The following is a 22741-nucleotide window of genomic DNA, read 5'->3' on the forward strand; positions in this document are numbered from 1 at the left end:
GACAGCTTAAGCCTGAGTACGGTTGGCTTTTTCCACCAGACCGGATAAGCCCTGACGGCGTGCCAGTTCATTCAGAATCAGTTGCGGGTCCAGATTGAAATAGCCGAGCATGACCAGGCTGTGGAACCATAAGTCAGCCACTTCATAGATCAGGTCATTTTTATTGTCTTCATAAGCTGCAGCCTGATATTCCTTGGCTGCCAGAATAGTTTCTACGCTTTCTTCACCAACTTTTTCCAGAATCTTGTTCAGGCCTTTGTGATACAGCTTGGCCACATACGAAGAATCCGGATCGGCGGCTTTACGTTCAGCCATCATTTTGCCTAAATAGCTCAGAATTTCGACCTGTTCAGATTGCGCAGTGGAGGCATTCATGGCCAAGGTGTGCGGATTGCTGGACTTCTCGCCATAAATCGCATTCGGGTCTTTTAGCTGCGCATCAACAATTTCCCAGCCATTCGGAGTCAGTTTGCGATAGAAGCAGGATTCACGGCCGGTATGGCAGGCAATGCCGCCATGCTGTTCAATTTGCAGGATAATCACATCAGCATCGCAGTCCAGACGGATTTCATGCACCGTCTGGAAGTGACCGGATTCTTCACCTTTGTGCCAGAGTTTGTTGCGTGAACGGGAAAAATACACCGCCTGATTTTTTTCTGCGGTTAAGGCCAGCGCTTCGCGGTTCATCCAGGCCACCATCAACACCCGACCGGTTTGATGATGCTGTGCAATGGCTGGCACTAATCCCTGTTCGTTAAATTTTACTTCATCGAGCCATTGCAAGTTATTCATGAGTATGTCACCAAAAATTTGTTCAGAAAAACGAGATTTACGCCAGTGCGCAAACGCTATAGTGTACGGTATCTGACCGGCTTGCAGGAAAAAATCTTTGCCTATTTTTGCTCAGGATGTTACCACCATCCTGCTCATTCATCTCCCCATTTAAAGCGGCTGTAACACCTCTGGTAAACACTGCTTTTCAACCAGTTCTAAAAATTCATCGCCCAGGCGCTGACTTTCCGCAATACATTGTTTCCAGAGCTGAATACGCTGTGCCTGATCCATGCCTTTTAAATTAAAGTCTTTACGGTCGGGTAGGCGGCCCAAGGGTAAAGACTGTAAATATTCGGCTGATGGTGAAATCAGCAGGGTTCGTGCATGATTGTCCGGATTGGCTTTGCGGTGTTTCAGCATTTTGTCGAACCAGCCTGGGGTAATGCTATCGGTAAAATGCGGATACAGCACCAGTCCCTGACTCTGAAACGGCAGGTCAATATGATAGTCAATCAGGCCGCCATCGCGGTAGCTGCCCGGCGCTTCCGGAATATCCCGAATTGCGGACATCACGCCCGGAATTGAGGCCGAAGCCATCAGCCAGCTGGTGACATTGTCCGGCGTTAGCGCATGATAATGGGTAAAGAAATCATCCTGCACCTGAAACTGGTTGCCTTGTGCCGGCTGGCTGATCACGCGCTGCATAAACAGGCGGTTGTGTTTGCGCGCCAGTGCATTGCCGCTGACAATACCAGCCACCGAGGCCAGTAGGGCCAGTGCACGGTCACTCTGGAAAATGTGCTGCGCTTTTACCGAGAGCACGGTCAGATGATAATCCGGATGATCGACCAGCTGCTGTGCCTTGCCATCGACCAGATTCAACAGCATATCGCGGCAGACATGACTGACGTCCTGCCGTGACATTTTTTTATGAAAGCTCAGATTGGTATATAAGTCTGCCAGCCGTTCGGTACCTGCTTTGGCGCCCCAGGCCAGAATGCTGGCAAAACGCCAGCTGCCAATTGAAGAACCAATCAGGGTGCGGCGCTGCGCTGACTGCGGCAAAAACTCGCCAAAAATGGCCTGATCCAGTCCCTGAATACCAATACCTTTTGGACCACCGGCAGCACCCGGAATCATATCGACCTGATCGGGTTGTAGGCCCTGCTCGGCAATCAGCTGCCGGGCCAGATGACCGGCACGAAGGGTGAGGGCAGGTGGACGTTTTTGCAGAATCTGGATCATGGTCAGGCAGAAAAATAAACAGTTGTCTGTATTTTAGGCCAGTGACCAAGGCTCACAAGGGCAGGAATGTTCACTCTCTGACTGCTCAGTCATCCGGTATGTTATCTGCAATTGCAGGCCATAAAAAAACCGGTCATGTGACCGGTTTAAATAATGGAGGAATATAAGGATTCAGGAAACTTTGCCCATTTCGCCTTATTTGGCCACGCGCCAGACTGCCAGAATACTGGCCAGCACAATCAGAATGACTGAGACAAACCACGGTGAAATAATCGCAATCGACAGCAGAATCGCCATTACGCTGCCAAAGATCCAGCTGCGTTTTTGCTGATGTTCCATTTGCAGACGCATGCTTTGCAGTTCATTCAGCTGTTTGGCATGCCAGGCCGACTGGTTTTTCAGGCCGTTTAAGCTGTCGATCATCAGGGTCGGTAAATCCTGCGCACCCAACAGTAGGTCCGGAATTTTTTGTCCCAGCTCTTTCAGGTTTTTCTGCGGATTCATTTGTGCCTTGACCCAATCGGTGAGGATTGGTTTGGCCAGACTCCAGATGTCCAGTTCCGGATACAGATCGGTGCCCAGCCCTTCAACATGCACCAGCGTTTTGAGCAGCAGCATCAACTGTGGAGGAATTTCCAGATGGAAACGGCGGGCAATATCCATCACTTCAATCAGAATACCGGCAAAGTCCAGCTCATGCATGGGTTTGGAGACCATCGGTCCTACCGTGCGGCGCATTTCACGTGCCAAAGCATCCTGATCGGTGCCCGGTGGAATCCAGCCAGCCTGATGCACAATCTGGATCAGCTGCATAAAGTCGCTGTTCATGACCGCCAGTAACATGCGCGCCACGGTCATCTGGTCGTGCTTGGACAGCTCACCCATAATCGCGCAGTCCAGTGCAATAAAGCGTGGGTTTTGCGGATTGATAGTTTCTACAAACACATTGCCCGGGTGCATGTCGGCATGGAAGAAGTTGTCGCGGAACACCTGGGTAAAGAAGATGGTCAGGCCTTTTTGCGCCAGATCGGCGCGGTCCATACCCAAGCGGTCAAAGGTGGCCACATCGGAAATTGGTACCCCGGTAATCCGCTCGGCCACCATCACATCTTTGCTGTCCATATACACTTCCGGCACATACATCATGCTGGAGCCGGTGAAGTAATGGCGCATACGGCGGGTGTTATCCGCTTCTAAGGTCAGATCGAGTTCTTTCAGGATAATCTGGCGATAGTCCTGAATAATTTCGGATAAATGCAGCGCGCGTGCCGCTTCAAGACGTTTTTCCAGAAAATGGCCCAGCCATTGCAGAATTTCAAAATCCTGCAGAATCTGCTGGCGGATATTAGGACGGGTGACTTTGACCACCACTTCGCGGCCATCGTGCAGGGCAGCGGTATGCACCTGGGCAATTGAAGCAGCTGCCAGCGGCTGTTCATCAAAACGCGCGAACAGGGTGTTGACATCGGCCTTTAAGGATTCCTGAATCCGCATTTGCGCGACATCGGAACCAAAGGGTTTGACCCGGTCCTGCAGCAAGACCAGCTGCTGTAATACTTCAGGTGGAATCAGGTCACGACGGGTCGATAACAGCTGACCGAGTTTAATCGCCAGCGGTCCCATATCTTCCAGGGCCTGTTTCAGCTTGAGCGGATTTTTCCGTTCCTTACTGGACCAGGCCGCCGGATGCATCCGGATCAGACTCAGAATATGGCGGGCTTTTTCTGGTAATTCTTCCGCAGGGAACAACGTGTCGAGTCTATAGTGCGCAGCAATACGCCAAAGTTCGATTAAACGTGAAACGTGCGGAATCATAAATCTCTTTACCTAGTCGTGTGAATCTGGAGTGTCTTCAAGCTGCTTGCGGAGCTGTTGAATCTTGGCCTCTACGCGGTCGATATTCTGGTTCAGGATGCGGGTATCCTGTTGCAGATCATCCATTTGCCAGCGCGGTGCAAACAGGCCGGAATCTTCTTTCAGGGCATCTTCGGCGAAAAACAGCTGACTTTGCAAGGTTTTTTTCAGCTGCTTGGGCGCCAGCTGGATTTTACCCAGCTCATGTGCCAGTGTCGGGCCAACCCATGGCGACAGATGCGCGGCCAGATCGGGTTCGGCCTGCTCGATAATACGCTGGATGTCCTGTAGCAGCTTATAGTCGCCTTGTACCGGAATGGTGCCGACATCATCGGCCAGCAGCAGTTTCAGCAGTTCCACCACATTCTTGACCTGCAAGGTGGCGGTGGCTTCACTGAGCTGCTGTTCGCGCTCAAACGGGCGCTGCTCGAAAATAGACGGTTGGGTTGCCTGTCCGGTAACGGTCGGCTCCAGACGCACCTTGTTTTCATCAAAAAATACATCTACCGACAGTTGCGGCGCATCCATCACCACGCGCAGGGTTTTGCCCTGTAGCTGCTTCAGCTGGATGCGGGTAATCGCATCCAGATTAATGACATGATGGATGCATCGTTCAACGGCACCTAAGGCCAGAATCGACCACATAGCAGTGTCCTTTTCGGAATTAGAGTTTAAAACCGCGGTGCACCGCCACAATACCACCGGTCAGGTTGTGGTAGTCACAGTTCTGGAAGCCGGCATTTTCCATCATGCCTTTCAGGGTGCGCTGGTCTGGGTGCATACGGATTGATTCCGCCAGATATTTATAGCTTTCAGAATCATTCGCCACCAGTTTGCCCATGATTGGCAGTGCAGTGAACGAGTACAGGTCGTACAGTTTCGAGAACGGTTCAAATACCGGTTTTGAGAATTCCAAGATCAGTAAACGGCCGCCTGGCTTAAGCACGCGGTACATGGCTTGCAGTGCAGCATCTTTATCGGTCACATTACGTAAACCGAAAGAAATGGTCACCAGGTCAAAGCTGTTGTCAGCAAAAGGTTCAAGTGTTTCAGCATTGGCCAGGACGAAATCGACATTGGTACAGCCGGCATCAATCAGACGGTCACGACCGACATTCAGCATCGATTCATTAATATCTGAAAGGACCACATGGCCGCTTGGACCAACTTCACGGCTAAAAACTTTGGCCAGGTCGCCGGTACCGCCCGCAATATCCAGTACGTGCTGGCCACGACGCACACCCGACATGTTAATCGCAAAGCGTTTCCATAAACGGTGAATACCAAAAGACATCAGGTCATTCATGATGTCGTATTTGCTGGCCACCGAATGGAACACTTCCGCCACTTTCTGGGCTTTTTCTTCGCTGTTTACGGTCTGGTAGCCAAAGTGCGTGGTCGCGCCGACATTACCGGTATTGGCGCCACGTGGCAGGTTGTATTTTGGAATGCTGCCCGTTACCGGAGTATCGGTTAGGCGCTGTTCTAGAGACTGCTGCTGACCTTGTGGTGCACCTTCCGGTAATGGCGAGGTTAAGAATGGGCTCACTTTGTCTGTGTTGGTTGCCGTTTCTGGATGGGTAGGCTTTTGCTCTTCATTAGACATAGTGTCACTCCTAACATGAAAATCGGGTTGATGTGGCAGTGCAAGCATGATGACAGATTCTTAGGCGTTGTACAGTCATCGGCCTGCAATTGTCAGGAATAAAATACAGAAAATTGAATTGTTATCCTGATGAACGTGAATGCATATTCGTTTTACTGCTGTTTTTGTACCAAATTTTGGCCATCACATGCAAAAAATTATGTGGCTTTATTGAAAGGGCTGCGGATCTCCCCGATGCACTTTGTCAATAATCTGGCGTTCAACTGCGGTAAATTCGCGGACAAATTTTTCTGCAGATTTCAGCGGTTTCATGGCCACAAAACCATCTTGCATAAACTCGTACATGATATCGAAATTATATTTATGCGCGGCGCCTTTACACATTTTAAAGGCGGTATAAACCATAAAGGAGCGCATGTATTTGTCCAGGCTTTTGCCCAGTTCATCCAGCATGTCCAGCTGTTTTAAACGCGCGCTGCCCTGATCGAGCTTTAAATAGGTCAGGCGCATCATCTCGTCGGTCAATGGCGTCTGCGCCGGATAATCCTTTAACAGCTGAATGGCAACCTGTTCATCCAGCTGCACCGCTAAAATGGCCAGGGCCACCCCGGAGGTGCCGGTTTTAATGGCATTTTCCGGAATCAGTTTTTCTGCTTTATGTGCGTATTTGGTCAGGCGTGCAATCTGTGCGGCCAGCGCATCAAAATCGGGGCCGCCGTATAAACGGTTCAGAAAATATTCGGCCATCAGTACATTATTTTTTTCGGCAAAATGCGGGGCATGGGTACGTTGCATGCGCTGTTTCTGCCACAGCTGCACTTCCTGCAAACGTGTGAAAATTTCCGGCTGGCGATGATATTCAAATTGATTATAAAGTTCTAAAAGGTCATCTAAAACCGTAAGTTTGGACATGGAGCGTCTCAATTGTTTTGACTTAAGCGGCATTCTAAAGCCAGTTACATGCACAGGCCATGACAAATTGGTGACAGATTCAGGATCATCGGGTCAGTTTGCACTAGAAATAGACAAAATCAGACAGACGCGCTATACAAAATCATCAGCCGCCCGGCCAGCAGGCTGGTTATACTGAACGGAACAATAAAACAAGAGTGTGTGCCTATGACCGAGCAGAACCCGCAAACAGAATTTCAGTTAATGGATGAAGATCAGCTGTCTGTCGAGCTGATTGAAGCACAATATGCCCTAAAAGACAGCCGCGGTCAGAGCAATGCCAAAAGTCTGGTGATTCTGGTCAGCGGCATTGAGCTGGCTGGCAAAGGCGAGGCAGTGAAACAGCTGCGTGAATGGGTCGATCCGCGTTATTTGCATGTGAAGGCCGATGCCGCACACCTGTTTGATTTCAAAACCAGTTTCTGGCAGCCCTATGCCCGTTTTATTCCGGCCGAAGGGCAGATCATGATTCTGTTTGGCAACTGGTATAGCGATCTGCTCAGCAGTGCCACCCATGTCTCGAAGCCCTTTGATGACAGCCTGTTTGATGAGTATGTGCAGCGTTTTCGGGCCTTTGAACAGGATTTAAAAAACAACCAGGTCGATGTGGTCAAGATCTGGTTTGACCTGTCCTGGAAAACCCTGCAAAAACGCCTGAACGAGATGGACCCGAGCGAAGTGCGCTGGCATAAGATGAATGGCCTCGACTGGCGTAACAAAAAACAGTACGACACCTTGCAAAAGCTGCGCCAGCGCTTTACCGATGACTGGATTATTATTGATGGTGAAGATGAGCAGCTGCGTGACCAGCAGTTTGCCCAGCATGTATTACAGGCTTTTAAAGATTGCCCGGAGCATCCGAAAACTGTTGAGCAGAGCTGGCAGCAGGCACCCGTTCCTGAGGCTTTACTCAATCCGGACAATGCCGCGCTGGATGAGGGCGACTATAAAGCCGAACTCAAAAAACTCAGCCGCAAAGTGGCCGATGCCTTGCGTTTTGATGACCGCAACGTGGTGATTGTGTTTGAAGGGATGGATGCAGCCGGCAAAGGCGGCGCAATTAAACGGATTGTGAAAAAGCTGGATCCGCGTGAATACGAAATTTATACCATTGGCGCACCGGAAAAATATGAATTACGCCGGCCTTATTTATGGCGTTTTTGGACCAAGCTGCAACCAGAAGAAAAAATCTGTATTTTTGACCGTTCCTGGTATGGTCGGGTACTGGTGGAACGGATTGAAGGTTTTGCCAGTGACCTGGAATGGCAACGCGCGTATGCGGAAATTAACCGCTTTGAACAGGATTTAACCGAACATCAGACCGTGATTATCAAGTTCTGGCTGGCGATTAGCAAAGATGAGCAGGAACAGCGTTTTAAAGCGCGTGAGCAGACTGCGCATAAACGCTTTAAAATTACCGAGGAAGACTGGCGGAACCGGAACCGCTGGGATGATTATTTAAATGCCGCCGCCGATATGTTTGCCCATACCAGCAGCGAGGATGCACCGTGGCATATTATTGCCACCAATGACAAAAACAGTGCCCGGATTGAAGTGCTGAAAACCATCTTGAAACAGCTGAAAGCCGATTAAACCGGCAGCAACCATACATGAATCCGCCATAAAAATGCCGGTCACTGGACCGGCATCAGATTGAGGAAAAAGGCTTAGCCATTGACCACCTGGGTCTGTTTCTGCTGGATGCCTTTGGCAATCTTATAGCTTTCTTCCACATGCGCTTCGGCGACTTTCTTCATGACAAAATAGCCCAGGCTGGCCGCCACCAGCTGTCCGCCTAAAGGAATAAATTTGGTGACTTGCTTCGTGATCACTTTCGCGGCAACATTGTTCAATGATTTTTTGACGGCGGTACGTGCCACCACCAAACCGGAAAATTCAATGCCGCGTTTACGCAGTTCCTGCCAGTGAATCTGCTTGGTTTCGGGGTCATAGACACTGACCTGTTCCGGCGACAGACCAAAACGGGCATTAATTTCAGGAATCAGTTGTGACAAAATACCGACGTCAATCACGACATCTAAAAATGGAACCGGAATGACCGCTGCGCCTGCGGACACGTAGGCCCGTTTTTTGACCAGCTCCAGGCAGTCAGCACGAACTTGCTCTAAATTTAAATTGGGGTCAATCGAGTTGGGAATCTTGTCTATTTTCATAATATTAAATACCTTAAGCGGTGTATCGATTTTTTTATTGAAGCACTATTAAGGTACGTATTTCAAAGCATTTTTGAATCGAACCATGAGCTAAAAGTGACATAGGCAACTGCAAAAGTATAGTAATGAATCTTTATGGTTTTGTAGATATCATGGCAAAAGTTTAACAGGGTAGAGCGTTATGGGGATTCATGTCATTCAAAGTCAGCGTGTCGATGTACTGGTCGAGGCGATGCTGAAGACAGTCCGTAAACCTGCAGCGCATCCGCTGGAGGTATTAAAAACCCAGCACTTTATTGTGCCGTCCCCTGCGGTGGAAGCCTGGTTAACCCAGCGTCTGGCCGAACATCAAAGCATCTGTGCCAATACCGAGTTTCATCACCGGATTCGCGGTTTCCAGTGGAGTGCCTATCAATGGGTGCTGCACGATCAGAAAGACTTGGTCCGTCAAGCCAATATTCCACGAATTATCATTAAATGGCGCGTATTTCAGGCGCTAAAAGAATTTATTCAGCCGGAACAGAATCCGCTAGCAACCAGCCATGCGCTGTTTCCGATTATCCAGCGGATTTATGCCAGTGCCGACCGGCTGGAACAGCCGCTGGAACGCCAGCTGAAAAAACAGAGCATGTTGTATTGGGTGGCCGAACAGGTATCCAAACTGTTTAGCCACTATATGACTTATCGTGGGCATTGCCAGAAAGGCTGTGGCGAGCAGTGCCGCTGTCCGACCAACTGGCTGATGCAATGGGGCCGTGATCAGGCCCTTGATCTGGAGCAGATGTTCTTTAAAACCGACAGCGAAGTGTCGGGCTTTATGCTGCAGCAGGCAGAAGAACTGGAGGCGTGGCAGCGCTGGCTGTGGCAGGCAGTTTTTCATGAAGATTTTGAGCAGATGCAGCAGATTGACCAGCTGTTCTGGCAGGCGCTGGGCAGTCCGGAGCAGCCGGGCAAGGCGCTACGCAAATTACCGAAACAGCTGGTGGTATTTACCTTGCTGGACTTGCCGCCGCAGCAGTTACAGTTCCTGCGCCGTTTAGGTCAGTACATTGAAATTTTTATCCTGCATTATAACCCTTCACAGGAGTACTGGGCCGACAGCGTCGATCCGAACTGGAAGGCACGTTATGATGCGCGGGTGAAACAGCGTTTTCTGGCGCAGCATCCACAGGCCAATGATGCCGAGATTGCCCAGTTTTTCGAACAGTTTACCCTGCATTTTAATGCCCAGAACCGCGAGTCGCGTCATCCCTTGCTGACCCGTCTGGGCAAGCAGGCACGCGATCATTTCTCCTTACTCTCTGCCTTATCTTCCGGTGAAGAAGGCGTGTGGGCCGATCTGTTTATTGATGACTATCAGCCCAGCTTATTGGGCAAGCTGCAGGCCGATATCCTGTATTTAAATGAACCGGCCGCGCATCAATATGCTTTAGAGCAGCATGATGATTCCATCCAGATTCATGTCTGCCATTCCAGTCTGCGTCAGCTGGAAGTGTTAAAAGACCAGCTGCTGCACTGGCTGTCGCAAGGCACAAAAGAGCAGCCACGCCGGCCAAGCGATATTCTGGTTTTAAGTCCAAATTTAAAAGAGATTGAGCCTTTAATCCGCAGTGTCTTTGCGCCGCCACCGAGTGCGCGTGATCTGGGCAGTCCCTTACATGACAGTAGCCGGTTGGCCCAGCACAGCGTGTATTTGCCAATTCAGATTGCCGGGGTCAGCCAGCTGGATGTCAGCAATGCCTGGCGCGCCGTGGCCGGCCGGATTCGTCTGTTACAGGGCCGCTTTAGTCTGGATGAATTTGCTGACTGGCTCGGGCTAGCGGCCAGTTTGCAGCGTTATGAGCTGGACATTACCCAGCTGGAGCGTTTGCTGGAGCTGCTTAGTGCCGCCGGTTTTAAACGCGGTTTTGATGCCGAGCATTTGCAGCGCAGCCTGAGCGCCGATGATCAGGATTATCGCTTCAGTTTTAAATTTGCGCTGGATCGTCTGGCGCTGGGGCTGGCCATTCCGGAACATACCCTGTTTCAGGACACCCTATGTTTTGCCGAAGTGATGCCAGCCGATTTTGAACTGATTGCCAAACTGATCCAGATTTATCAGGACCTGGCCGAGCGCCGGCACTGGATGATTGCGCATGAACGCGGCGAGAACACGCGGGCCGAACAGTGGCTAAAACGCTTAATGCAAGACATTGACGAGTTTAGTGCAGCCGGTGTCACCGCGCTGGAAACGGTTTATAAGATCATTAAAAAGCAATACCGTATGCTGACTTTGGCCAGCTATTATGATGAGCAGGACCGGCATGCGCTGGCGGCCTTAAGTCTGCCTTTGCCGTATATATTGGAAGAAATTGAAGCACAGCTGGCAGCACAACTGGAACAGGCCGAACCAAGCGGCCAGATTACCTTTTGCCAGCTGGGCCAGCTGCGTCCACTGCCGTATAAACTGGTGGTGATGCTGAATCTGGATAGTGGCAAATTCCCGAATCGTAATGTGCAGCTGCCATTCGATTTAATGCAGTTGCTGAAACCGCAACTGGGTGACCGCTCACGTCTGGAAGATGATCAGGGTGCATTTTTGGATGCACTGCTATTGGCGCAGGACAAGGTCTGGCTGTTTTATAACGGCTTTGATGTCAATGACGGGCAGGTGCGTGATCCATCCAGTATCTTACAGGAGCTGATTCAGCATCTGGCGCTGATTGTTGCCGCGCCGCAGCCCGAGTCCGCACTGAACCAGACCGTGAATATTGACGGGATTGAGGTGCCGGAGCAGTTACGTCAGCTGTACTGTGTGCACCGTTTACAGCCGTTTGATCCGCTCGGGTTTGAATCCAGCGAGATCATCCGCTTTCAGGACCAGTGGTATGCAGTGGCACAGCAGATCCGTCAGCCGGGTGGGCAGCGCAGTCACTGGGCCAATCAGCCTTATCCTTTATTGACTCAGGATTTGCAGGTGCTGGACAGCCAGCAATGGATTCAGGACATGATTTTCCCGGCGCGGCTGTATTTAAAAAGTGTCGGGGTGGAAAACCTACGTCCGGAACAGCGCAGCGATCAGGCCGAGCCGTTATTGCTGGATGGTTTGGGTCGCTATACCATCCGCGATTTTCTGAAACAGCAGCACGATACGCCCGATCCGGCACTGTTACAAGACCGCCTGCCGATTGGCAAAATTCGTGAAGGCAGCTGGACCATGAGTCTGGTCGAACAGCAGCAGCTACAGGCCCGCTTGCAGCACTATGCACCGAGTGAAACGACTATCACCCGACAGGTCTGGAAAGTGCGTCCTGACTTGCACATCCGCCTGACCCTGCCAAAACAGGGCGCCGAGCGCTGGGTTAGTCTGGAAGCGTCCAGTGCGCGTGCCAAACGCCGTACCGCACTCTGGCTGGAATATCTGCTCTGGCTGGCCTATCTGAATCTGGGTGATGGCGGCCAGCAGCATCAGCGGATTGTGGTATTTAGCGATGATACCGTCTGCTGTGAAGGGGTCAGTTCCAATCAGGCCAGACAGTGGCTGGAACACTGGTTTAAGGCTTGGGACTATGGCCAGCGCCAGCCCTTGGTACTGCCATCAGCCTTGCTGCTGAAAGTGGCGGAAAAAGGCAAGCAGCATGAATGGGAACCCGATGCCGAACAGCGTATGCAGCTGAAAGATCTGGAGGGGCTGTATAAGGACTGGAATGATTCAGGCCAGTTCAGTGCCTTTTCAGTGGCCGACAATGAAGCCTGTAAGCATCATCGTGACTGGCAGTTTATTTTGCAGGAGCAGGATGCCAGTTTATTATTGGTACATGCCTGTGAACAGTTTTCCTATGATTTATACCAGCCGATTTTCTGGCACCAGCAGACGCTTGAGGAGTAAATGATGGCCGCTACTCCACATTCTTCGCCACTATCTTTCCAGCCCATTACCGACATGCATTTCAAGGGGCTGCACTGGATTGAAGCTTCGGCTGGCACCGGCAAGACCTATACCTTATCCAGCCTGATTGTGCGGATTTTTCTGGAAGCCTATTTACCCCATCAGGTGGTGGCGACCACCTTTACCCGTGCCGCCGCGGCCGAGCTGAAAAGCCGGATTCGTGCACGTCTGGTTGAAACCCTACGTTATTTTGAACAGTGCCAGTCCTATACTGAAGCCGAACTGCAAGCCAAGGCCCAGACTGAGTCCGATCCGCTATTGCAAAAAGTGCTGGCGGATTATGCTGCCAAACCGGACTTTGCCCGTGACCGGCTCAAGCTGGTGATTGACCAGCTGGATGAACTGTTTGTGGGTACCTTAGACAGTTTTAGCCAGAAGTTGTTGCGAGAATTCAGTTTTGAATGTGGCAAGATTGAACGCGCCGATATTACTGATGATGCCAAAAGTTATGTGCATCAGCTGATTCATGATGTGCTGCGGCAATGGCTGCAGGCCCAGCCACAGCAGGTGGTGAATTATCTGCTGTTGCAAAAGAAACTCAAGCATGTCGACGCCTATGTGGGTATTGTTGAAAATACCCTGAATTTTGCCTCGGCCCAGTTTCGTGAAGTACCGGCGCCCGAACTGGATTTAAACCAGTTTGAAGCAGCCATTGATGAGTTGTTGCAGCTGGATCTGGCTGATGTCGACAGCCTAAGCGACTATTATCTGGAGCAGGGCCAGTACGCTGCATTGGTTGGGAAAAAGTGGCGCACCAATCAGCTGATGCAACACACCTTATGCGAGGCTTTGCCGGCATTACTAAAGGCGTTGTCCCAGCAACGTGGCTATGCCTTGTTTGCACCACATTTTGAAAAAACCTTAAAGCTGTGTACCGATTTATCCACCAAAAAAGTGCTGAACAAATGTCCGGACGAGGTGCTGACGCAGTTTGAACAGCATGCGGTGATTCAACGGCTGAAAGCCTTCTGCCAGCAGTTGCAGCAACTGCAACTGGATTTAGAGCTGCTGGATGCCTATCTCAAATACTATTTAAGCCGTGAAGTAAAAAAACGCCTGCCGCAGGTGTTGCAGCAAAAAGGTGAAACCACCTTTGCCCAGCAGATCCGCAGCCTGTCGGAAGCCTTGCAGGGCGAGCAGGGACTGCGTTTTGCCCAGTTTGTGCACAGTAAATATCCGCTGATTCTGGTCGATGAATTTCAGGATACCAACCAGGATCAGGACAGTATGCTGGCCAGTATCTGGCGTCATGCCCGCTATTATCAGCAGGGCTGCATGATTATGGTCGGTGATCCAAAACAGGCCATTTACGGTTTCCGCGGCGGTGATATGCTGACCTATAACAAGGCCCGGGCCGATGTGCAGGCCAAACAGGGGCGCCTGTATAGCCTGAAATACAATCATCGTTCTATTCCGGCTCTGGTGGAAGTGGTGGACGCCTTGTTCCAGCGCCAAATAGATTTTGGTGAAGAGGTGCAATATAGCCTGGTAGAAGCCGGACCTCGTCCCCATCCGGCCTTAATTGACGGGCAAGGGGAGAACCGGCAGCCCTTGCGCTGGTTAATGCTAGAAGACAAAAATAATGAAGCATTGCAGGTGGCCTGGAAAATTCGGGAGCTTTTAAATCAGGCGGCGCAGCAGCAGATCTATCTGCACAATGGTCAGGAGCGCAGCCCGCTAATTGAAGATGATATTGCGGTGCTGTCCAAAAACCATGACGGGCTGGACAAGGTGCAGTACGAGCTGGAGCGGCTCGGGATTCGGGTGAACCGTCCATCCAAACGCAGTGTGTTTGACAGCCAGATCGCCAAAGATGTGGGGGCGGTGCTGACCGCAATTATGCATCCTTATGATGAAGCCAAAGTCAAACGGGCCTTGTTAAGCCGCCTGCTGAATTTTAATTTACAGCGCTTACTGGAACTGGAGGCTCATCCGGCCGGCCTGAGCCAGTTTATGGATGATTTTGACTGCATCCGCAGCATCTGGTTTGAAAAAGGCTTTTTAAGTGCCTGGCAATATGCCCTGAACCTGTTTCAGGTCTGGGAGAATCTGGTCGCCCATCACAGCCGTGACAATGAACGGGTGGTGGTCAATCTGCGCCATTTAAGCGAACTGCTTAGCCAGCACAGCGAACATTATCAGGGTGCACAAACCCTGTATCAGTGGTATTTAAAACAGTTGCAGGCGCCAAGTGAACGCGAGTGGGAACTGGAGCGAAAACTGTCCAATGCCGCCGGGGTACAGCTGATGACCATCCACCAGTCCAAAGGGCTGGAATTTAAAGTGGTGTTTTTGCTGGGGGCTGATAAGGACTTTCGCGAGGTCAACAAAACCCTGAATTTCTCGACCATTCAGGCGGTCAATCCGCTGACCGGTCAAACCGAGCAGCAGCGTCTGATTGCGGTAAATGCAGCAGCCTTGCTCAGTGCAGAGGATCAACAGCAGCATCAGCTTCGGGCCGAAGCTGAGCAACGCCGTCTGTGGTATGTGGCGCTGACCCGGGCCAGCCATCGGGTCTATGCCATTTTGCAGGATCAGAGCGGCAAATCCTGTTCCGGTCTGGCTTTCTGGCGCGGTCAGGGCAGTGACGTTTTCCAGCATCCGCATTGTGGCGATGAAGCATTGCTGACTGAAAAGCCGCCAAAGCTGAAGCTGCAGCAGCATGAGCAGACGCTACCATTAACGGCAAAGACTTTCCCGCAGCAGCGTTTCTATCCGCGCAGTAAAACCAGTTTCAGTGCTCTGGCTCAGCATTTAAGCCGTAAACAGGCGATTGATGCGCTGGCGGCTCATATTGAGCAGCACAGCAGTGCCTCTGATGAACTGCATCAGCCAGTAGCGGTGGCTGATGTCGACATCCTGAATCAGCCGATTGCCTGGATTAAACGCCAGTTCCCGATGGGTACGCTGGCCGGTAATTTCCTGCATGAGATTTTTGAACACATTGATTTTCAGGATCAGCAGGACTGGCCGCTGGAAATCCAGCGCCGTTTTAAAAATGATTATCCTTCTTTGTGGCAGGAGCTGCAGGACAAGTTTAGTCAGGAATATCCGGAACATACGGAGGACATCTTGCTGAGCTGGCTGTCGGCTTGGCTGCTGGATGTGCTGAGTACACCGCTGCATCCGGGCTTTCAGTTAAAACAGCTGGCGCCCGAGCAGCATCTGGCAGAATTTCCGTTTTATCTGTCCTTGTCCGATCAGGTCTTGGCGATCAAGCGGATTCATCAGCTGTTTGATGAATATGGCATTCAGATGCTGGATTTTCATGATGCCAATTCGGCGCGCTATTTAACCGGTTCGATTGACCTGGTGTATTTTGATGGCCACCGTTACCATATTGCCGATTATAAAAGTAACTTTTTAGGCGCCGATCAGTCGCATTATCAGGCGGCCTCGGTGCAGGCCAGCATGTCACAGTCCAGTTACTGGCTGCAGGCCGGTCTGTATCTGGTGGCCCTGCATCGCTACCTGAAAGTCCATCTGGAAAATTACGATATTTATCAACATTTAGGTGGGGCCAGCTATTTGTATTTGCGCGGCATGAATGGTCAGGCCGGGCAGGGCGTGTACCATTGGAAACCGCCGGTCGAGTTTATTTTGCGACTGGATGCACTGTTGGGGAATCCAACTGTCGATCAACTGGGGAAAATTGCCTAAATCATTTAATAACATTTAAAGAAAGAATGATTTAGCATGTGGATAACTTTGAGGATAATAGTGTGGACAACCAGCGGACAGTTTTAGCAGCAACGCCTGAAACCCAAACCCCGGCATGGTTTGCGCTTTGGAGTAACTATCTTTTACAGGCGCCTTTTTTTCAGGCGGAAAAGCGAGAAGATTCCGCTAAAATCATCGCGCAGTTGCTGGAGGCTACTCTCAATGGTGACAGCTGTATAGCCGCTTCTGCCGAACAGGTGGCAGCGTTGGCCAATCTGGTCGGTTTCGGTTCTGAACCGGGTTCGGTGGCGCCGTTTATTTATGACCAGCAGCATTTATACCTGTACCGTTATTGGGCGCTGGAGTCGGCGCTGGCACAGCAGGTGGCACGCTTAAAACAGCAAGCTGTTACGGCGGTAGATGTGTCGGACTATCTGCATTTATTGGAAGACCAGCACCAGCAGCAGGCGCTCAAAATGACCGCGACTACCGCTTTTAACCTGATTACGGGCGGCCCGGGTACCGGTAAAACCTATACTTTGGCGCGGATTATTGCCGTGCTAAACCAGGCCTTGCCGGAAATCCGGATTGCCATGGCGGCCCCGACCGGAAAAGCCGCGCAGCGTATGAAAGAAGCACTGCAGAATTCCTTTGATGATCCGAAAATTGCCAATCTGGTCAGTGACGATCTCAAACGCCTGACCCCGATTACCATCCACCGGCTTTTGGGCCTTGGCAACCGGCAGCAGCCACGTTTTCATGCCCGGCAGCCGTTGCCTTATGACCTGATTGTGATTGATGAAGCTTCCATGCTGGACCTGAATCTGGCCAGCATGCTGTTCAATGCCATTGCTGAACAGACCCGGGTGATTTTACTTGGGGATGCGCAGCAGCTGGCGTCGGTCGATGTTGGTTCGGTGCTGGCCGATTTACAGCAGGTGCCGGCACTGGCAGATAATCATGTGCATCTGGTCACCAGTCGCCGTTTTAAAGCCGGTGCCTTAATTGGTGAAATGGCCCGCTTTATTCAGCAGCAAACGGCTGAACAGCCGGCCGCGCAAATCTTGCAGCAGTTTGCCGCACAGCTGGTGCAGCCGGGCGAATTACAGGCCGTAACTTTAACGCAGGACATGGCCGATGTACTGCAACTGGAATATTTACCCGATGAAGCCCCGGATCCCATAGCCGGGCAGGGCTATTATGACAAACTGATGCTGGGCTATCAGGGCTATGTGCACAGCCTAAAACAGTATTTACAGGCCGATGATCCGGACGCGGTGGTGGCGCAGGTGGTGAAAGCCTTTGACCAGTATCGGATTCTGACTGCAATTCGGCATGGTGGCTTGGGCTTGCAACAGCTGAACATGCAGATTGAGCAGCGTTTGTTGCAGCAACTGGTTCTGGACGTGGCCAAGCAGGGCGACTGGTATGTCGGCCGGCCGGTAATGATGACCTATAACGACTATCAGCTCGGCCTGTCCAACGGTGATATTGGCCTGTGTCTGCAACGTCTGCGTGAGGGCAACCGGCAGTTTGAAGTGTATTTCCCGAGTCTGGATAAATGGGTGCCAGCCACACGCTTGCCAAAAAATATTGAAACCGCATTTGCTCTGACCATTCATAAATCTCAAGGTTCGGAGTTTCAGCATGTGGCGGTGGTGCTGGATCAGGCCGCGCAGAATCTGCTGAGCAAGGAACTGATCTATACCGCCATTACCCGGGCCAAATCGGTGGTGAGTTTACTGGCCGACCGGCAGGCGCTGGTACAGGCCTTAACCGTGAAAACCAGCCGTAACAGTGGTGTGTTAGAAAAAGTAAATGAACATTTGTCATTATAAAGTTGGCATAAATAAACCCGGCCGTTGTAAGAAAATGCTTACAACGATTCGAGAAATTTGCGCATAGAGCTTTGCCTGAGTTTTTGAGAAGATGACTTCACACAAAAGCTCAACACGGAAAGTTGAGGAAAATCGCAAAACCAGAATAAGAAAGTCGAGAGACAGCGAGCTTACATTGAAGTAGGTGAAAAAAAGAGGAAACTTACAGCCGCTAAGCCTTGTAGTTTTGGGAGAGACTACAGGGCTTTTTTATTGGCAGTTCAAAATCAAAAAAATGAAGCGTCATTCATCGACGTAAGCGAAAACGTACAAGGAGAGAGGTAATTATCTGCTTCTTTCCCCAAGGGCTTGTGGCAAAATCTATCACATAAGGAAAGCCAATTAAAACAGGGAATGTTGATTAGAAGAAGGCCAAAGCCTCGCTATACATCACAATAAATAAAATTAGAACAACCAAAAAAGAAGAAACTACAGCGCAAAAAATAGCCCGGGAATTTATTCCCGGGCTATTTTTATTCCATCTTGGCTTATTTGCGTTTCATCATCCCGGATTTCTCTTTGGTGTTTTATGAATAGAATCAATCCTCCGGGTAGACGCTGCATCATTCATGTGACATCGCATCGGATAATTCATGGCTTTTTCGCGTTGTGTTTTGCAATTTAAGCGGTTTTGTCTTAAAATAATGCACTTGCTGTAGTGATGCACGGCAGTCAGACAGATGCTTGACATCGGTTTGATTTTTATCAAGGTATTTTATAAGCATCTCGGAGAAATCGAATGGCTTTAACAAACGCAGATCGCGCAGAGATCATCGCTAAATTTGCTCGTGCTGAAAACGACACTGGTTCACCAGAAGTTCAAGTAGCTCTTTTAACTGCTCAAATCAATGACTTACAAGGTCACTTCAAAGAGCACAAACACGACCACCATAGCCGTCGCGGTCTGATCCGTATGGTTAACCAACGTCGTAAATTATTAGACTACTTAAACGGTAAAGATCACGGTCGTTATGTTGCGTTGATCGGTGCTTTAGGTTTACGTCGTTAATTCGATTTAGACTTTTATTTTCGGGTTATTGCATGCGTTGCGCTGTATGTCTGAAAACTAAAGTGTACCCGGCGTTGACCGGGTAATTAAGAAGGGGCGATTGTTTCGCTCCTTCTTTGTGTTTAAAAAACCTATATTTCTAGTGAGGTCGGCTTCTAAGCTTTGTCATTTACTTGAACCTGAGTCGTGAATGCCAAACCTTAGGGGTCTCCACTAGAATAAAATCAGGAAACAAAAATACATGTCAATGTTTAATATTATTCGTAAAGAATTCCAATATGGTCAGTACAACGTGGTACTGGAAACCGGTCGTGTTGCACGTCAGGCCAACTCGGTTTTAATCACCATGGGTGGTGTATCGGTACTGGTGGCGGTAGTTGCACAGCCAACAGCAAAAGCCGGTCAGGACTTTTTCCCACTAACCGTAAACTATCAAGAAAAGCAATACGCTGCTGGCCGTATTCCGGGTGGTTATGGCAAACGTGAAGGCCGTGCGTCTGAGGCAGAAACTTTAATTTCACGTCTTATTGACCGTCCAATTCGTCCATTGTTCCCGGAAGGTTATTACAACGAAATCCAGGTAACAGCAACAGTTGTCTCTTCTGACAAAACCATGGAAGCGGATATTGCTGCCATGTTAGGTACTTCAGCAGCACTGGCAATTGCGGGTACACCGTTCCGTGGCCCAATTGGTGCAGCACGTGTAGGTTTAATCAACGGTGAATACATCCTGAACCCGAACCACGAACAGCTGGCACAGTCTGACCTTGACCTTGTGGTTGCAGGTACAGAAGCTGCAGTACTGATGGTTGAATCTGAAGCGAAAGAACTGTCTGAAGACCAGATGCTGGGCGCAGTGTTATTCGGTCATGACGAAATGCAAATTGCGATTCAGGCGATTAATGAATTTGCAGCAGCGGCTGGCGCAACTGAGTCAACCTGGACTGCACCAGAGAAAAATGAAGACCTTCGCGCGAAATTAAAAGAAGCGTTTGAAGCGAAAATCTCTGAAGCCTATACCATTGCAATCAAACAAGACCGTTATGCTGCTTTGGATGCATTGCAAGCAGAGGCGGTTGCGCAGTTCGTACCTGAAGAAGATGTAGATGGCATCGCAGATGACCTGAATGAACTGTTTGAAGATCTGAAATACCGCACTGTACGTGACAACATCCTGTCTGGTAAGCCGCGTATTGATGGTCGTGACACCAAAACTGTACGTGCGTTAGATGTACAGGTGGGCGTTCTTGATCGTGCTCACGGTTCTGCGCTGTTCACCCGTGGTGAAACACAGGCGTTGGTAACAACGACTCTTGGTAACACCCGTGATGCATTAATGGTTGATACCCTGGCTGGAACCAAAACTGACAACTTCATGTTGCACTACAACTTCCCGGCTTACTCGGTTGGTGAAACGGGTCGTGAGTCTGGTCCTAAACGTCGTGAAATCGGTCACGGTCGTCTGGCACGTCGTGGTGTACAAGCGGTTCTTCCAGCTGCTGACCGCTTCCCGTACGTAATCCGTATTGTATCGGACATTACTGAATCGAACGGTTCATCTTCTATGGCGTCTGTATGTGGTGCATCTCTGTCACTGATGGATGCCGGTGTTCCACTAAAAGCACCAGTTGCGGGTATCGCGATGGGTCTGGTCAAAGAAGGCGAGCGTTTCGCAGTGCTTTCTGACATCCTGGGTGACGAAGACCACCTGGGCGACATGGACTTTAAAGTTGCCGGTTCTGCCAACGGTATTACTGCGCTGCAAATGGACATCAAAATCGAAGGGATCACTGAAGAGATCATGGAAGTGGCATTGAACCAGGCTTATACCGGTCGTATGCACATCCTGAACGAAATGAACAAAGTGATTTCACGTGCACGTCCAGAAATTTCAATGCATGCGCCTACCTTCCAGGTCATTACCATCAACCCGGACAAAATCCGTGACGTGATTGGTAAAGGCGGCGCGACCATTCGTCAAATCACTGAAGAAACCAAAGCGGCAATTGATATTGAAGACAACGGTACCGTTCGCGTATTTGGTGAAACCAAAGCAGCTGCACAAGCGGCTATTGCCAAAATTCAGGCTTTAACTGCTGAAGTTGAACCAGGCAAAATCTACGCCGGTAAAGTAATTCGTATTGTTGAATTCGGTGCCTTCGTAAACATCATGCCGGGTACAGATGGTCTGCTGCACATTTCTCAAATTTCAAATGAGCGTGTAGCTAACGTGACTGACGTACTGAAAGAAGGCCAGGAAGTGAAAGTCCAGGTTGCAGATGTCGACAACCGTGGCCGTATCAAGTTAACCATGAAAGACATTGATCAGGCTTAATTTCAGGCCCTGATGAATTGAAAAAGCCCGCTTTATGAAGCGGGCTTTTTTATGGCATGATCGCAAAATAAAATGACAGGAATGTGGATGCACGCGGATGCAACAGTATTATTTTTCCCTCCATGACACCACACAACAGTTATTTCTGCATCGGGGGCCGGCCGCCGAGGCAGAATTTATCTGGCTGGATTATACCCGGGAAGATGTACGCCAGCATCCGGAACAGTGGCAGCAACAGGTACTGCAGCACACCCAGCTGTGGCTGAATGAATATCATCTGCGAGATATTTTAAATCTGGAACATCCCTGTAATTTCGACAGTCTGGAAGATTATGACCTGCTGATTTTCCGCAAACTGATTACTCCGGATGATCAGATTCATAATTTTAATGACGAGGCACATGAGCATGTGTTTGGCTTAAGCACCACACCGGTCAGTTTTATTCTGACCCCGCAGGTGCTTATTACGGTGCGTGAGCAGGGCAATAAAGCCATCGAAAATTATATTGCCCGTTTAGATACCATTTTAAGCCGGCCGGCTGAAGAGCAGAATAAACCGAAAAAACTGGCGACCTCGCCTCTAGATTTGGCCTTACGTTTACTGAATAGTATGGTCGATGACTATTTAAACCTGCGCCATCCTTTAACCCGCCGGGTCGAGTTTTGGCAGCGTGAGCTGTTGCAGGGTCATCGCCGTTTTAACCAGTGGCATCAGTTGCTACAGGAAAATATGGCGTTTCAACATGTGGAAAATCTGTGTGAAGAACAGATTGATACCTTGCAGGAACTGCGCGATGAAATTGTCGAAAACTATCTGCATTTAAAAGGCAAGAAACGCAGTGAAAAACAGGAAATCATGCTGGTGCGGGTAGATGACTTAAGCAGCCATGTGGCCCGCATCCAGAAACATACCTTGCGTTTAAGAAGTGCCATTCAGGCGGCCATTGACCTGCATTTTTCTGCCATTGCCAACCAGACCAATGAAAATATGCGGATTCTGGCGATTATTACCGCGGTATTTGCGCCGTTAACCCTGTTAACCGGAATTTACGGCATGAATTTTGTGATGATTCCGGGGCTGGATTCACCCTATGCTTTCTGGGTGATGCTTGGCACCATGCTTATTACCACCTTGTTGCTGCTGTATTATTTTTATCGGCGGCATATGGTGGGACGCGGTGAAAAAAGTGTGCTGGACATGCTTTCGCAGCGGCCGGATCCGACCCGGATGGACCTGTTCTGGTTTCTGGATTATGTGCCTGGCAAGCCATTACTGCCGGAAGGTCAGAACGCTCTTCGAGATTCTCAGCTTAAACCAAAATAATGCA

14 protein-coding genes are annotated in these 22741 nt (G+C 50.0%); 7 read left to right on the top strand and 7 right to left on the bottom strand.

Annotation, left to right across the window (positions count from 1 at the left end; genetic code table 11):
• Positions 1 to 6: 6 nt before the first annotated feature.
• The 6 genes from hisIE to FTU69_RS07275 all read right to left on the bottom strand — a co-directional run bounded on the left by hisIE (position 7) and on the right by FTU69_RS07275 (position 6391).
• On the bottom strand, positions 7 to 792 hold the full coding sequence (hisIE, locus tag FTU69_RS07250; protein WP_005181811.1) for a bifunctional phosphoribosyl-AMP cyclohydrolase/phosphoribosyl-ATP diphosphatase HisIE: 786 nt from the start codon (positions 790 to 792) through the stop codon (positions 7 to 9).
• A gap of 150 nt (positions 793 to 942) precedes the next feature.
• Positions 943 to 2019, bottom strand: coding sequence for a patatin-like phospholipase family protein (locus tag FTU69_RS07255; RefSeq protein WP_005181814.1), 1077 nt, complete (start codon positions 2017 to 2019; stop codon positions 943 to 945).
• A gap of 195 nt (positions 2020 to 2214) precedes the next feature.
• Positions 2215 to 3834 (bottom strand): AarF/ABC1/UbiB kinase family protein, encoded by a 1620-nt coding sequence (locus FTU69_RS07260; protein ID WP_104494772.1) that lies wholly within the window; start codon positions 3832 to 3834, stop codon positions 2215 to 2217.
• Between the two features lie 12 nt (positions 3835 to 3846).
• Positions 3847 to 4518 (bottom strand): SCP2 domain-containing protein, encoded by a 672-nt coding sequence (locus FTU69_RS07265; RefSeq protein WP_180103643.1) that lies wholly within the window; start codon positions 4516 to 4518, stop codon positions 3847 to 3849.
• A 19-nt stretch (positions 4519 to 4537) separates the two neighbouring features.
• The gene (ubiE, locus tag FTU69_RS07270; RefSeq protein WP_005181822.1) at positions 4538 to 5479 is read right to left on the bottom strand and encodes a bifunctional demethylmenaquinone methyltransferase/2-methoxy-6-polyprenyl-1,4-benzoquinol methylase UbiE; all 942 of its coding nucleotides are present in this window, start codon (positions 5477 to 5479) and stop codon (positions 4538 to 4540) included.
• A 207-nt stretch (positions 5480 to 5686) separates the two neighbouring features.
• Positions 5687 to 6391: a hypothetical protein gene (locus FTU69_RS07275; protein WP_180103644.1), complete on the bottom strand. Its 705-nt coding sequence runs from the start codon at positions 6389 to 6391 to the stop codon at positions 5687 to 5689.
• A 207-nt stretch (positions 6392 to 6598) separates the two neighbouring features.
• Here FTU69_RS07275 and FTU69_RS07280 point away from each other — a divergent pair, with 207 nt between their 5' ends.
• A complete protein-coding gene (locus tag FTU69_RS07280) occupies positions 6599 to 8023 on the top strand; it encodes a phosphate--AMP phosphotransferase (protein ID WP_180103645.1) in 1425 nt (474 codons plus the stop codon).
• Positions 8024 to 8097: 74 nt separating this feature from the next.
• On the opposite strand, the gene FTU69_RS07285 is transcribed toward FTU69_RS07280, so the two are convergent.
• Positions 8098 to 8604, bottom strand: coding sequence for a hypothetical protein (locus FTU69_RS07285; RefSeq protein ID WP_005181834.1), 507 nt, complete (start codon positions 8602 to 8604; stop codon positions 8098 to 8100).
• A 181-nt stretch (positions 8605 to 8785) separates the two neighbouring features.
• Between FTU69_RS07285 and FTU69_RS07290 the strand changes: the two genes are divergently transcribed.
• The 6 genes from FTU69_RS07290 to FTU69_RS07315 all read left to right on the top strand — a co-directional run bounded on the left by FTU69_RS07290 (position 8786) and on the right by FTU69_RS07315 (position 22737).
• The gene (locus FTU69_RS07290; protein WP_180103646.1) at positions 8786 to 12472 is read left to right on the top strand and encodes an exodeoxyribonuclease V subunit gamma; all 3687 of its coding nucleotides are present in this window, start codon (positions 8786 to 8788) and stop codon (positions 12470 to 12472) included.
• 3 nt (positions 12473 to 12475) lie between these two features.
• Positions 12476 to 16192 (top strand): UvrD-helicase domain-containing protein, encoded by a 3717-nt coding sequence (locus FTU69_RS07295; RefSeq protein WP_180103647.1) that lies wholly within the window; start codon positions 12476 to 12478, stop codon positions 16190 to 16192.
• Positions 16193 to 16254: 62 nt separating this feature from the next.
• Positions 16255 to 18030, top strand: coding sequence for an exodeoxyribonuclease V subunit alpha (recD, locus tag FTU69_RS07300; protein ID WP_180103648.1), 1776 nt, complete (start codon positions 16255 to 16257; stop codon positions 18028 to 18030).
• A gap of 778 nt (positions 18031 to 18808) precedes the next feature.
• A complete protein-coding gene (gene rpsO / locus FTU69_RS07305; RefSeq protein ID WP_004637724.1) occupies positions 18809 to 19078 on the top strand; it encodes a 30S ribosomal protein S15 in 270 nt (89 codons plus the stop codon).
• A 247-nt stretch (positions 19079 to 19325) separates the two neighbouring features.
• Positions 19326 to 21413 (top strand): polyribonucleotide nucleotidyltransferase, encoded by a 2088-nt coding sequence (gene pnp / locus FTU69_RS07310; RefSeq protein ID WP_171065134.1) that lies wholly within the window; start codon positions 19326 to 19328, stop codon positions 21411 to 21413.
• A gap of 97 nt (positions 21414 to 21510) precedes the next feature.
• Entirely contained in the window at positions 21511 to 22737 is a 1227-nt protein-coding gene (locus tag FTU69_RS07315) for a magnesium transporter CorA family protein (RefSeq protein ID WP_180103649.1), read from the top strand.
• Positions 22738 to 22741 lie beyond the last annotated feature (4 nt).

It is taken from the genome of Acinetobacter sp. YH12134 (assembly GCF_013418555.1).
Lineage (GTDB): Bacteria > Pseudomonadota > Gammaproteobacteria > Pseudomonadales > Moraxellaceae > Acinetobacter > Acinetobacter indicus.

Coding starts and splice junctions, on each gene's coding strand:
- FTU69_RS07265 (WP_180103643.1), bottom strand. CDS start 4,518: ATGTGGTCGATTCTGGCCTTAGGTGCCGTTGAACGATGCATCCATCAT.
- FTU69_RS07315 (WP_180103649.1), top strand. CDS start 21,511: ATGCAACAGTATTATTTTTCCCTCCATGACACCACACAACAGTTATTT.
- FTU69_RS07275 (WP_180103644.1), bottom strand. CDS start 6,391: ATGTCCAAACTTACGGTTTTAGATGACCTTTTAGAACTTTATAATCAA.
- FTU69_RS07295 (WP_180103647.1), top strand. CDS start 12,476: ATGGCCGCTACTCCACATTCTTCGCCACTATCTTTCCAGCCCATTACC.
- FTU69_RS07260 (WP_104494772.1), bottom strand. CDS start 3,834: ATGATTCCGCACGTTTCACGTTTAATCGAACTTTGGCGTATTGCTGCG.
- FTU69_RS07280 (WP_180103645.1), top strand. CDS start 6,599: ATGACCGAGCAGAACCCGCAAACAGAATTTCAGTTAATGGATGAAGAT.
- FTU69_RS07255 (WP_005181814.1), bottom strand. CDS start 2,019: ATGATCCAGATTCTGCAAAAACGTCCACCTGCCCTCACCCTTCGTGCC.
- FTU69_RS07285 (WP_005181834.1), bottom strand. CDS start 8,604: ATGAAAATAGACAAGATTCCCAACTCGATTGACCCCAATTTAAATTTA.
- ubiE (WP_005181822.1), bottom strand. CDS start 5,479: ATGTCTAATGAAGAGCAAAAGCCTACCCATCCAGAAACGGCAACCAAC.
- pnp (WP_171065134.1), top strand. CDS start 19,326: ATGTTTAATATTATTCGTAAAGAATTCCAATATGGTCAGTACAACGTG.
- rpsO (WP_004637724.1), top strand. CDS start 18,809: ATGGCTTTAACAAACGCAGATCGCGCAGAGATCATCGCTAAATTTGCT.
- hisIE (WP_005181811.1), bottom strand. CDS start 792: ATGAATAACTTGCAATGGCTCGATGAAGTAAAATTTAACGAACAGGGA.
- FTU69_RS07290 (WP_180103646.1), top strand. CDS start 8,786: ATGGGGATTCATGTCATTCAAAGTCAGCGTGTCGATGTACTGGTCGAG.